The organism is Roseicitreum antarcticum, assembly GCF_014681765.1.
Lineage (GTDB): Bacteria > Pseudomonadota > Alphaproteobacteria > Rhodobacterales > Rhodobacteraceae > Roseicitreum > Roseicitreum antarcticum.
The window spans coordinates 3,158,154-3,170,812 of the sequence record NZ_CP061498.1 but is presented as its reverse complement, the minus strand read 5'-3'; the positions used below and the strand labels follow the sequence as shown (position 1 = coordinate 3,170,812).

General features: G+C 65.4%; 10 protein-coding genes. 6 read left to right on the top strand and 4 right to left on the bottom strand.

Translation table 11 applies throughout. The features are described 5' to 3' along the window. Positions 1-64: 64 nt before the first annotated feature. Positions 65-1,783 carry a methionine--tRNA ligase gene (metG, locus tag H9529_RS15085; protein ID WP_092886549.1) on the top strand — a complete coding sequence of 573 codons (1,719 nt, stop codon included), beginning with the start codon at positions 65-67 and terminating at the stop codon, positions 1,781-1,783. A gap of 380 nt (positions 1,784-2,163) precedes the next feature. Next, positions 2,164-2,502, top strand: a complete 339-nt coding sequence (locus tag H9529_RS15080) for a hypothetical protein (protein ID WP_092886547.1) — start codon at positions 2,164-2,166, stop codon at positions 2,500-2,502. 182 nt (positions 2,503-2,684) lie between these two features. Here the strand turns inward: H9529_RS15080 and H9529_RS15075 are convergent, their stop codons facing one another. Then, positions 2,685-3,629, bottom strand: coding sequence for a KpsF/GutQ family sugar-phosphate isomerase (locus H9529_RS15075; RefSeq protein WP_092887094.1), 945 nt, complete (start codon positions 3,627-3,629; stop codon positions 2,685-2,687). Between the two features lie 607 nt (positions 3,630-4,236). Here H9529_RS15075 and H9529_RS15070 point away from each other — a divergent pair. Both H9529_RS15070 and H9529_RS15065 read left to right on the top strand, forming a co-directional pair. Continuing rightward, positions 4,237-5,535, top strand: coding sequence for a 3-deoxy-D-manno-octulosonic acid transferase (locus tag H9529_RS15070; RefSeq protein ID WP_092886545.1), 1,299 nt, complete (start codon positions 4,237-4,239; stop codon positions 5,533-5,535). Positions 5,536-5,623: 88 nt separating this feature from the next. After that, positions 5,624-6,322 (top strand): glycosyltransferase, encoded by a 699-nt coding sequence (locus H9529_RS15065; RefSeq protein ID WP_176846937.1) that lies wholly within the window; start codon positions 5,624-5,626, stop codon positions 6,320-6,322. Positions 6,323-6,500: 178 nt separating this feature from the next. Here H9529_RS15065 and rpsD read toward each other — a convergent pair whose 3' ends face one another. Together rpsD and H9529_RS15055 are read right to left on the bottom strand one after the other, a co-directional pair. Then, entirely contained in the window at positions 6,501-7,121 is a 621-nt protein-coding gene (gene rpsD, locus H9529_RS15060) for a 30S ribosomal protein S4 (RefSeq protein WP_092886541.1), read from the bottom strand. Between the two features lie 287 nt (positions 7,122-7,408). Beyond that, entirely contained in the window at positions 7,409-8,146 is a 738-nt protein-coding gene (locus H9529_RS15055; protein WP_092886539.1) for an arylesterase, read from the bottom strand. On the opposite strand from H9529_RS15055, the gene H9529_RS15050 reads away from it, so the two are divergent. Together H9529_RS15050 and H9529_RS15045 are read left to right on the top strand one after the other, a co-directional pair. Further along, the gene (locus H9529_RS15050) at positions 8,145-8,879 is read left to right on the top strand and encodes an ABC transporter ATP-binding protein (RefSeq protein WP_092886537.1); all 735 of its coding nucleotides are present in this window, start codon (positions 8,145-8,147) and stop codon (positions 8,877-8,879) included. The two genes, H9529_RS15055 and H9529_RS15050, sit on opposite strands and share 2 nt — an antisense overlap. After that, positions 8,876-11,410, top strand: a complete 2,535-nt coding sequence (locus H9529_RS15045) for an ABC transporter permease (RefSeq protein ID WP_092886535.1) — start codon at positions 8,876-8,878, stop codon at positions 11,408-11,410. The genes H9529_RS15050 and H9529_RS15045 overlap by 4 nt, the downstream gene beginning before the upstream one ends. 50 nt (positions 11,411-11,460) lie before the next feature. On the opposite strand, the gene H9529_RS15040 is transcribed toward H9529_RS15045, so the two are convergent. After that, a complete protein-coding gene (locus H9529_RS15040; RefSeq protein ID WP_223814202.1) occupies positions 11,461-12,582 on the bottom strand; it encodes an FAD-dependent oxidoreductase in 1,122 nt (373 codons plus the stop codon). Positions 12,583-12,659: the final 77 nt, after the last annotated feature.

The window sequence follows — 12,659 nt, the reverse complement described above, 5'->3', positions numbered from 1 at the left end:
TCGTTCAACTCCATCAGAAATTGCTTTAGACGGGGCCAAACGCGGACAAAAGGACCCCGGCACCATGGCGCGCATCCTCATAACTTCGGCACTGCCCTACATTAACGGAATCAAGCATCTGGGGAACCTGGTGGGCAGCCAGTTGCCTGCCGACCTCTATGCACGCTACTGCCGCGCGCGGGGAGATGAGGTGATGTTCATCTGCGCCACGGATGAACACGGGACCCCGGCTGAACTGGCTGCGGCCAAGGCGGGGAAACCCGTGGCCGAATACTGCACCGAGATGCACGAGGTCCAGGCAGAACTGGCGCGGGGATACGGGCTGTCTTTCGACCATTTCGGCCGGTCATCCAGCCCGCAGAACCGTCAACTGACCCAGCATTTCGCGGGCCGTCTGGCCGATGCCGGGCTGATCGAGGAGGTGTCCGAACGTCAGGTCTATTCCAACGCCGATCGCCGCTTCCTGCCGGATCGCTACATCGAGGGCACCTGCCCCAACTGTGGCTACACCCGCGCGCGCGGCGACCAGTGCGAGGAATGCACCAAGCAACTGTCGCCGGTGGACCTTATCGACCCGCGCTCGGCCATCTCAGGTTCTACCGACCTGGAGGTGCGCGAGACGAAGCACCTGTTCTTGCGTCAGTCCGTGCTGCGCGACCGGCTGGACGACTGGATCAACGCGCAGGCCGACTGGCCAATCCTGACCACCTCCATCGCGAAGAAATGGCTGCATGACGGTGACGGGCTGCGCGACCGGGGCATCACGCGCGATCTGGACTGGGGCGTGCCGGTGCAGCGCGGCACCGATCCCTGGCCGGGGATGGAGGGCAAGGTGTTCTACGTCTGGTTCGACGCCCCCATCGAATACATCGCCGCCACCGCCGAATGGGCTGATGGGCACGGCCGGGATGCGGAGGCGTGGCAACGCTGGTGGCGCACCGACATGGGCGCAGATGACGTGCGCTATGTGCAGTTCATGGGCAAGGACAACGTGCCGTTCCACACCCTGTCGTTCCCCGCCACGTTGATGGGTTCGGGCGAGCCGTGGAAACTGGTGGATTACATCAAATCCTTCAACTACCTGAATTATGACGGCGGTCAGTTCTCGACCTCGCTGGGGCGCGGCGTCTTCATGGATCAGGCGCTGGAGGTGCTGCCCGCCGACTACTGGCGGTGGTGGCTGTTGTCGCACGCGCCCGAAAACTCGGACAGCGAGTTCACATGGGAGAATTTTCAAGCCTCGGTCAACAAGGACCTGGCCGATGTGCTGGGCAACCTTGTGTCGCGGGTTACCAAGTTCTGCCGCTCGAAATTCGGCGAGGTTGTGCCCGAGGGGGGGGCTTGGTCAGAAGCAGAGCCCGCTTTGGTCCAGGCCCTGACCACCCGCATCCGGGCCTATGAGGGGCATATGTCCGCCATGGAAATCCGCAAATCAGCAGCAGAGCTGCGCGCGATCTGGGTCTTGGGCAATGAATACCTGCAAGAGGCAGCGCCTTGGTCCACCTTCAAGACCGACCCCGAAAAAGCCGCCATGCAGATCCGCCTGGCGCTGAACCTGATCCGGCTTTACGCGGTGCTGTCGCAGCCCTTCATCCCCACGGCGGCGCAGAACATGATGACAGCCATGGATTGCGCCGACTGGAGATGGCCGGGCGACATCGACGCCGCGCTGGCCACCTTGCCCGCAGGCCATGCCTTCACCGTTCCGGAAGTGATGTTCGCCAAGATCACCGATGCGGCGCGCGAAGACTGGGCAGCCCGCTTTTCCGGCACCCGCGCCTGAGTCATCCGGGCGCCGCGCCGACAAGGCGTGGCGCGCTTCGGCATGCGCCCTTTGGGGCGGGCCGGTTTGTTGTGGCCGTCGTTGCGCCAGAATGTGATGCAGGGATCGCCTTCGCCGGACCTTCCGGGCAAGGCCGTTCATCCGACCATATGCCATCGGCGCAGCCCCGGTTTCGGCCAAAGCCCCCAGCTTTCAACAGCACGGCGGCGTTTTGGACGCGCTCATGAAAAGCCTGCACTGGGCGCGCGCTTCAACCTGCTTCGCGTCATCCGGTTCAAGGGGCGCGCGTCTGGTATGCGGGTCGGGTGCGCCGGTTTGTCCGTTTCAGTGCAGGCCCCGTTCTGGTATGATGTAGGCACCCAACGATCGGAGGGATCGCCATGTCCGACACATCCGACCGCGCCAAGGCCGCGCGTGATAAGATCCTCAGCTCGGGCAATCCCGACCTGATCAACCGGCTGCACCTGCTGGAAGCCACGGGCAAGGACCCCGCCCGCGTACCGCCTTCGGCGGGGACCGGGCTTTTCGGTCTGGGCATGGCCGCATTCGGCGGGGCCTATCTGGGCAATCTGTTGGCCGGGTGGGACATCACGGATGAAATGTCCGAGGCCTTTGCCGTCGTCGCGGACGATCTGGGGCTGGAGGGGGCAGAGGACACCAGCGCGGGTGGCGGGCTGGGCGATATTGGCGAGGATGACGGCGGCTTCGGTCTGTTCTAAGGTTCCACCAAGGTGCCAGCACCTCAGGCTATCGGGCACCGTTCCCCTAGGCGCGGCGCAAAGAGAGTATTGAAAACGCCGATTTAAATGCCGCCCGTAAAGGGAATTGCACCCGGTACAACCATGAACGACAACCGGGCCCAGACGGATCAGGCACAGTTGCGCTGTTTCCCAACGCTGCGCTAGACCACCCCCGCACGCAGGCAATCATGCAAGCGGATCAACCCCACCAGCATATCGCCCTCATCAACCACGCAGAGTGCATGCACCTTCGCCTCGTTCATCCGCCGCACGGCCTCGCTGACAAGCGCGCCGGGGGCGATGCTGCGCGGCGTTCGGGTCGCCACGTCGCAGGCGCGCCGGGTCATGAGCCCCTCCAGATTGCGCCGCAGATCGCCATCGGTAATGATGCCGGTCAGCCGCCCCGCATCGGTCACCGGCGCCACACCGAACCCCTTGCCGGTCATCTGCAAAAGCACCTCGGGCATGCCTGCGGTTTCGGTGACGCGCGGCAAGCCGTCGCCGGTATGCATGAGTTCGGCCACTGTCAGGAACTGCGCGCCCAGCTTGCCTCCGGGGTGGAAGGTGTGAAAGGCATCACGTCCGAAGCCGCGCAGCCGCATCACGGCGACTGCAAGCGCATCACCCAATGCCAGAGACAGCGTGGTCGACGTCGTGGGCGCCATGCCGATGGCACAGGCCTCTGGCGCGTCAGGCAGCACCAGTGCCACATCGGACTGGCGCAGCAACGTGCTGTCGGCGTTCTTCGATATGCCGATGAGCGGGATCGCGAAGCGGCGGGTATAGGCGACCAGATCGTGCAACTCCCGCGTTTCGCCCGAATTCGACAGCAGCAGGCACACATCATCCACCGTAATCATGCCCAGATCGCCATGGCTGGCCTCGGCGGGGTGCACGAAATGCGCGGGCGTGCCGGTCGAAGCCAGCGTCGCCGCGATCTTGCGCGCGACATGGCCGGATTTGCCCATGCCTGAAACGATCACCCGGCCCTTCGTGCCCATCAGTACCGCACAGGCATCATCGAAGCTGGAAGACAGGCTGTCCGCCAGCGCATCAAGCGCGCGCGCCTCCAGCCTGAGCACCGTATCACCATAGGTCCGCGCCATGGAGGGTTCAGCGGCATGCGGGGTGGTCGGCAGCGGGGTGGTAGGCGGTGACGGCATGAGACACTCCAGTCAGGCAAGGCAGGTCATTGGGTTGTCATACGCCAAAGCGCGAAAGGGCGCCAGAAGGCGAGGATACGCAAGAGCCGGAAGGTGGCACGCGCCCGCTCTGAAGGAAGGGGGGCCCCATGACGAAGGCCGCCGAGGCTATCGGGCGGAACGCTACTGGCGGGGCAGATCGCACCGCAAAGGACTTCCCTTGATGCAGAGGAACCAGGCGGGCCCCACGTTTCAACGGGAGGTGTGTTTGTCGCAAGGGCGTGTCAGACGGGGCAGATGAACAGCGAGACTTGCCGTTGAGCGGTAGGTATGGCCGAACAGGGCGATAGGGCGGTATGCAAGAATCGGCCGCCGGTGGTGCTTTGCCGCGAGGTACCCGCGCCGCTCGGGCCTTGTCCCCGGCGGCCCGGCGGGGTAAGCCCTTGCGCGCAAGGCATCCTGCGCCCCGCCAGCCCCGCTTCCGCCCGGGGCGCCGCCAAAGCCGCGATGCAGCGCACCCGACGCCCGCCCAAACGTGGGCGGTGGTCAAGTCTGACAGCAAGGTGACCTGATGCAACGCCCCCTCGCCCTGACCCTCTACATGGCCTTTGCCACACTCTCCGCCCCGCTGTGGCGCCTGGCCCTGCGCCGGCGGCTGCGTCAGGGCCGCGAAGACGGCGCGCGCCTGGCCGAGAAACTGGGCGAGCCCTCCGTGCGCCGCCCCGCAGGCCGACTGGTCTGGTTCCACGCGGTCAGCGTCGGCGAAAGCCTTTCGCTGCTGACCCTGATCCAGCGACTGTCAGATAGCCGCCCCGAAATGAACATTCTGCTGACAACCTCGACCTTGGCATCGGGTCAGGCGCTGGAAAAACGCGCGCTGCCCGATCGGGTGATCCACCAATACGCCCCTGCCGATTACCCTGCCGCCGTGCGTGCCTTTCTGGATCATTGGCGCCCCGAAGCCGCCGTGATCGCAGAGGCCGACATGTGGCCGCTGACGCTGGACGCGGTGCACAAGCGCGGCATTCCGATGATCTTGCTGAATGCCCATGTCACGCCGCGCCGTTTCCGCCGCCGCAGCAAAATCGTGGCCAGCAACGGCCACCTTATGGGCCTATTCGACGCGATCTATGTGCAAGACGCCGCATCGGTAGATCTGTTTGCCCAACTGGGCGCGCCGCGCGACCGCATGCGGGTGATGGGCGTGCTGAAAAGCGCCTCCAGCCCGCTGCCGGACCTTCCCGATGCGCGCGCCGACATGGCAGCACAGATCGCGGGCCGCCCCTGCTGGCTAGCCGCCGCTACCCGGATCGAAGAAGAAACCGCCGTGATGGAAGCGCATCGCGTCGCGCGCGCCCTCTGCCCTGAGCTGCTGCTGATCCACGCACCACGCCAGACCCGAACCGCCGATCAGAGCGAGGGATACGCCCGCGCCGCCTTCACCCATGTTGCGCGGCGCAGCGAAGGCGCCCCGATCACGCCCGAAACCGAAGTGTATCTGGCCGATACGATTGGGGAAATGGGCCTGTGGTACCGGTTGGCGCCAGTGTCCTACATCGGTCAGTCGCTGCCTGTGCAAGGGGTGAACATGACCGGCAAGAACCCGTTTGAGGCGCTGTCGCTGGACACGCTGGTTGTGCATGGCACCCAGACCACCAACTTCGCCGACAGCTATGATGCCTTGCACGAAAAAGGTGCAACGCTAATGGTAACCGACGCGGCAGACTTGGGCCGGGCGGTTGTGGCCGCCCAGGACCCGGCCTTCCGTGCGCCCTACCTCGCGGCTGCCAAAGCCGCGCGCGCCGCCAACCAGCGCCCGCTGGACGTAGCACTTGGGGCCGTGGACGCCCTGCTGGACCGGGCGAAATAGCGCGCAGGCCCGCGGCCTGCGCCTTGCGCCGCAGCCAGGCATTGCATACTGTCGCGCCCAACCGACGCGCAGTTGAAAAGGACATATAATGGACACGCTTCGCATCTATATCGGCTGGGACTCGCGCGAAGACATCGCCTTTCAGGTCGCAAAGCAGTCGCTGGAAAAGCACGCCTCGATCCCGGTGGAGGTCATCGCGATCAAACTGCCCGACTTGGTGGATCAGGGGCTTTACACGCGCGAGGTGGACCCGCTGGCCTCGACCGAATTCACCTATTCGCGCTTCCTCGTGCCGCATCTGGCGGGTTATACCGGCTGGGCAGTCTTCGTGGATTGCGACTTCCTGTTCTTTGGCGATGTGGCCGAGTTGCAGGAGTATATGGACCCGAAATACGCGGTCCGCTGCGTGCACCACGACTACCGCCCGAAAGAGACAACCAAGATGGATGGCGTGCCGCAATCGGCCTATCCGCGCAAGAACTGGTCGTCCTTCATGCTGTTCAACTGCGCCCACCCCTCGACCCGGCAATTGACGCCCGAGGTGGTGAACCGCGAAAGCGGCGCCTATCTGCACCGGATGCAATGGGCGCAAGATGATGAAATCGGCGAGCTGCCCACCGGCTGGAACTGGCTGGAAGGCCACTACGCCAAGCCCGAAACCGGCTATCCGCAAGCCGTGCACCACACCCGTGGCGGGCCGTGGTTCAAGGAATGGCAGAGCGTGGACTACGCCGCCGAGTGGCTGGCCGAGGCCGCGGAATACGAGGCGAAGGTCAAGACAGGCTGAGCGCCTGCTGTTGCGACACCTGCAGACTTGGCCCTGAGCGGGCCGGGGCGGCCTTTTGCAAGAGCGGCTTTTGCGACCCACCCCCTCCGCGCAGCTGCTGACAAACTGCACCCCAGCAACAAAAAAACGCCCGGTGAAGCCACCGGGCGTTTTGTCTGTTCGCGATCCGAAAAAGGGATCAGTTCTTCGCGTAGTATTCCACAACCAGGTTCGGTTCCATCTGGACCGGATACGGAACATCGCCCAAGGTGGGGGTGCGCACAAACGTGGCGGTCATTTTGGAATGGTCGGTTTCAACGTAATCGGGCACGTCACGCTCGGCCAAGGCCACAGCTTCCAGCACGATCGCCAGTTGCTTGGAGCGGTCGCGCACGGCGATCACGTCGCCTTCCTTGCAGCGGTACGAGCCGATGTTGACCTTGATACCGTTCACGGTGACATGACCATGGTTCACGAACTGGCGCGCAGCAAACACGGTCGGCACGAATTTGGCGCGGTAGACGATGGCGTCCAGGCGACGTTCCAGCAGACCAATCAGGTTTTCACCCGTGTCGCCTTTGACCCGCTCGGCCTCGGCAAAGATTCGGCGGAATTGTTTCTCGGTCAGATCACCGTAGTACCCTTTAAGCTTTTGCTTCGCGCGCAGCTGGGTACCGAAATCCGACAATTTTTGCTTGCGGCGCTGGCCGTGCTGGCCGGGGCCGTATTCGCGGCGGTTCACCGGGGATTTCGGACGACCCCAGATGTTTTCGCCCATGCGGCGGTCAAGTTTGTGTTTGGCAGCGGTGCGTTTCGTCACGGCTGATCTCCTTCGTTTGTGTGTCCACCACGGGCCGGTGCCCGGATGTGTTTGTTATGGCGAAGGGCGTTGTCCTCTCATCAAGACCGCGCAACACGCGCGGCCTATCTGCGACAGGGTTCCCCTTGCGGGGTCCACCAACACCAATATGCCCGGACCCCTTCAGGGGCCAGACTGCGCGCTTATACAGGCCCGCCGCAGGGTGTCAATGCGCCGGGTGCCGATACTGGCCTGTCCCCATCGGCAGATCCCAGCGCGGGGTAGCCGGGGGCTTGGCAGGACTGCAGCTATTGCGTCGCGGGTGCCGCCTGCGCTTTCACTTCCCCAATCAGTGCTGCGACCTCAGGCCCCATGGCTGTGACAATCAGGGCGACACCAGCGGCATTGGGGTGGATATTGTCGCTCTGCATCAGGTCAGTGAAGGACTGCCCGGCTTCTTGCTTGTCGGTCATCGGTTGCAGGAAGTTAGGATAGTGGCGCACATCATATTCAGCAGCAAGCTCTGGGTACATCGCCTCGAAGTCGCGCTTGAAATCGGGGCCATAGTTGCCCGGGGCAGGTATGCCGACCAGCAAAACCGGGATGTCCTGCGCCGTGACGCGCTGCAAGATCGCGTCAAGGTTGGCGCGGCTACCGGCAGGGTCGAGCCCGCGCAACAGGTCGTTGCCGCCCAGCGCCACGATCATCGCATCCGGCGCGTCGGCCAACGTCCAGTCAAGGCGGTTCAGCCCCCCCGCCGTGGTGTCGCCGCTGACGCCCGCATTGATCACGATCGCGTCATGCCCCTCGGCGTCCAGCCAGCCCTGCAATTGCGGCACGAAGCCCTCTTCGGGCGGCAGGCCATAGCCCTGCGTCAAGCTGTCGCCCAACGCCACAACGCGTACCGGATCCGCCGCCGCTGCCGGATTTGCGACGGAAACGAGCGCCAGCGCCGTTAATGCGGCAGCCACGCCGATGCTGCGCTTGCGAAACGGCGCGATTGCCCCATATCCAAGGCTGAAAGCCGTATGAAGGAAGCGCCCCATGCTTGACACCGTTCTTGCCCTGACTGACGCCCGACTGACTTTGCAAGGCAATGCCGGGCCGGTCGATATTCTGCGGGGGATCACGCTGGATGTCGCGCGGGGGGAAACGCTTGGGCTGGTCGGTCCTTCGGGGTCGGGCAAATCGTCGCTCCTCATGTTGATGGGCGGGCTGGAGCGTGCCACCGGCGGCAGTGTGACCGCATTGGATCACGATCTGACCGCGCTGGATGAGGACGCTCTTGCCCGCTTCCGCAGGCTTAACATGGGGGTGGTGTTCCAATCTTTCCACCTTATTCCGACGATGACCGCGCTGGAAAATGTCGCAACACCGCTGGAACTGGCCGGGCGCAAGGACGCGTTCGAGCGCGCGGCAGAAGAATTGCGCGCCGTAGGCCTTGGCGCGCGGCTGGACCATTACCCGTCGCAGATGTCGGGCGGCGAACAACAGCGCGTGGCGCTGGCCCGCGCCGCCGCGCCCCGCCCCGCGTTATTGCTGGCGGATGAACCTACCGGCAACCTTGACGGCGTGAACGGGCAGGCGATCATGGACCTGCTGTTTGGGCTGCGTGACCGGCATGGTGCCACGTTGATCATGGTGACCCATTCGCCGGAACTGGCGGCGCGTTGCGACCGGGTTATCCGGCTGGCCGATGGGCTGATCGAGGGCGAAGACCGCAATACAGCAGCGCGGACCCCGTCTGGCGGACCCAAAGCTGAAAGGGCAGCCGAATGAACCTGATGGTCGCCGCCCGCATTGCCCGCCGCGAACTGCGCGGCGGGCTGAAGGGGTTCTGGATCTTTCTGGCCTGCCTGACGCTGGGCGTGGGCGCGATTGCCGCCGTTGGCACCGTGCGCGCAGCCATCGAATCCGGGCTGGAGCGGGAGGGCGCGGCCCTGCTGGGCGGCGATGCCGAGCTGCGCCTGACCTACCGCTTCGCCGACCCGGACGAACGCGCATGGATGGATGCCAACGCCCTTGCCGTGTCGGAAATCGTCGATTTCCGGTCCATGGCGGTCAGCGGGTCTGGTGATACCGCCGAGCGCTCGGTCACTCAGGTCAAAGGCGTCGATACTGCCTATCCGCTGATCGGCACGGCGCTGCTGGAACCCGATATTCCGCTTGCCGACGCGCTTGAGGGGACAGGGGACTTGCCCGGCGCGGTAATGGCCCCGCTGCTGGCGGACCGGCTGGGCCTGAGCGTCGGTGACACCTTCCGGCTTGGCGTGCAGGACTTTGTGCTGTCTGCCGTGTTGATGCGCGAACCAGACGGCGCAGGGGCAAGCTTCGGCTTTGGCCCGCGCACCTTGGTGCGGACCGAGGCATTGGCCAATTCCGAACTGCTCGGCCCCGGCACGCTCTATGAGAGCAACTACCGCCTGATGCTGCCGCCGGGCATCGACCTTGATGCCGCGCGGGCCGAAGCGCTGGCGGCACTGGACGGCAATGGGGTGCGCTGGCGCGACAGCCGCAACGGCGCGCCAGGCGTGTCGCGCTTCGTGGAACGTATCGGCTCGTTCCTTGTGCTGGTTGGCCTCGCGGGGCTGGCGGTCGGCGGGGTCGGCGTGTCGGCTGCCGTGCGTGCCTATCTTGACGGCAAGACCAACACTATCGCCACGCTGAAGACGCTGGGCGCGACGTCGGGCACGATCTTTGCGGTGTATTTCATCCAGATCGGCCTTCTGACCGCTGTCGGCGTGGTGCTGGGCATGGCTTTGGGTGCCGCACTACCCCTCGCCGTCGCCCCGCTGATCGAGGCGAACCTGCCGCTGCCCGTGGCATTCACACTGCACCCGGCACCGCTGCTGGAGGCCGCGTTCTACGGCGTCCTGACGGCGCTTCTGTTCACCCTCTGGCCGCTGGCCCGTACCGAACAGGTGCGCGCCGCCGCGATTTTCCGCGGCATGGGCAATGAGGGCGCGGGCCTGCCCCGCCTGCCCTATCTGGCGCTGATGGCGCTGGCGTTGGTCGCATTGGTGGGGGCGGCTGCGTTCTGGTCCGGCGTGCCGCAGCTGGCGCTGGCCAGTGCGGTGGGCATCCTGGGTGCGCTGGCAGTGCTGTCGGTGGCCGCCGTCATCATCCGCTTTGCAGCGCGGCGCGGGTCACGGGCGACATGGGTGCGGGGGCATACTGCGCTGCGCCTTGCGTTGGGCGCCGTCGGTGGGCCGCGCGAAGGCGCAATGGCGGTGATCTTGTCGCTGGGCCTCGGCCTGACCGTGCTGGCAGCCGTGGGCCAGATCGACGCCAACCTGCGCAACGCCATCGCCAGCGACCTGCCTGACCGTGCGCCGTCCTATTTCTTCGTGGACATCCAATCCAGCCAGCTTGAAGGGTTCATGGACCGCGTGGAGAATGATCCGATGGTCTCGGACGTGGAAACCGCGCCGATGCTGCGCGGCGTGGTCACGGCGATCAACGGCCAGAACCCGCGTGAGATGGGACTGGACCATTGGGTGCTGCGCGGCGACCGGGGGCTGACCTATGCCGCCACGCAGGCCGAAGGCGTCACACTGACCGAAGGCACCTGGTGGCCCGAAGATTATGACGGCCCGCCCTTGCTGAGCTTTGGCGCCGAAGAGGGTGCCGAACTGGGCCTCAGCATTGGCGATGCGATCACCGTTAACGTGCTGGGCCGCGACATCACCGCCGAAATCGCCAATTTCCGCGAGGTTGATTTTTCGACCGGTGGCATCGGCTTTGTGATGACCATGACGCCGGACGCCCTGAGCGCCGCCCCCCACACCCATATCGCAACAGTCTATGCCGAGGCCGAGGCCGAAGGTGCGATCTTGCGCGATCTGGCCACCGCCTATCCCAACATCACGGCGATCCGGGTGGCCGAAGCCGCCGCCCGCGTGGCCGAGGCTTTGACAGCGATCGCCGCGGCGACTTCCTACGCCGCAGGGGCGACGCTGCTGACCGGCTTCATGGTGCTGATAGGGGCAGCGGCAGCGGGTGAGCGTGCCCGCGTGTTCGAGGCGGCAGTCATGAAAACCATCGGTGCCACACGGGCCAGCATCCTGGCCAGCTTCGCCCTGCGCTCGGCGCTGATGGGGGCGGCGGCGGGCGGTGTCGCTATTGCTGCGGGCGCGCTGGGGTCCTGGGCGGTCATCACCTTCGTGATGGAAACGACCTATCGGTTTGAGCCTGTGTCGGCGATAGCAATTGTGGTCGGCGGCGTGGTGGCCACATTGATTGCCGGGCTGGGCTTTGCCCTGCGCCCGTTGGCCGCCCGGCCAGCGCAAGTTCTGCGCGCGCAGGACTGACGGCGGACAGCCCCCCGCCCCGGACGGCAAGACGCGCGGTTACGCAACCTTCAGCGGAACTGCCCCATGAACCGCGCGTCGATCCGGTCCTTCAACCACCACAGCCAGCGCCCTTCCAGCGGCAGGCCCCATTTGTCGGCCAGCGCGCTGCGGTCGCCCAATGAGATCAGCTTCAGGTAATCGCGCTGTGGGTGGTAGGCGCGGAACGCCCCCGCCCCCAGCGCGGCACGCAGGTTTTGCCGCAAGAGCGGCGCCTGGCGCACGGCATAAACGCCCGCCTTTGGCCGGGGCGCATGGACCATGTGGGCACAATCTCCGACTGCAAAGATCCGGGGGTCTGACACGGATTGCAGGGACGGCGTGACGTCAACATAGCCGTCGCTCAGCGCCAGCCCGGTATCGCGCAGCCAGTCTTGCGGACGCGATCCAGCCGCGCCCAGCACCAGACTTGCCGCTACCCGGCCGCCATCGGCCAGCTGCACCCCGTCCGCATCGACCGCGACCACACGCACGTTGGTGCGCACCGCGATGCCAAAGCCCGCCATGTGCCGCAACAGCCGCGCCCGCGCGCCACGCCCCACGGCGGGCAGCGCATTCGGCGCGGCCTCCAGCACCGTCACCTCCGCGCCCGCATGGTCGCGCAACCGGAAGGCCATTGCCATGGCCAGTTCCACCCCCGCCACACCGCCACCGATGATGGCGATGCGCGGATCGGCAGTGCCCGCGCGCAAACGGTCCAGATACCCTGCCCACGCTGCGGCATAGCTGCCAAGCGGCTTGGCGGATTGCGCGTGATCGGCATAGCCCGGCAGGCTGGGAATGTCTGATGTGATACCAATATCCAACGCCGCCACGTCATAGCGCAGGGGCGGATGCCCCGGCACATCTATCATACGCGCCGCGCGGTCGATCCCTTGCGCACGGCCCTGAACCAATCGCGCGCCCGCCCGTTCACACAGGCGCGAAAGGTCGATCTGCAAATCCTCGCGCGCATAATGTCCGGCGATATAGCCCGGCAGCATGCCGGTATAGGGCGCGCCCGGGCCGGGGTTGATGAGGGTCAGCTGCACGCCGGGCAGCGGGTCGCCCGCCCAGGCGTTCAGGACCAGCGCATGGGTATGCCCGCCGCCAATCAGCACAAGATCGCTGAGGTTGGTGGGCATTGTGGGCATGAACGCGGCTTTCCTTTTGGTATTTTGGAAAATGTAGCGCCGGGCCGGGTATTGTGCGACGACGCGCCTCCGTGGCA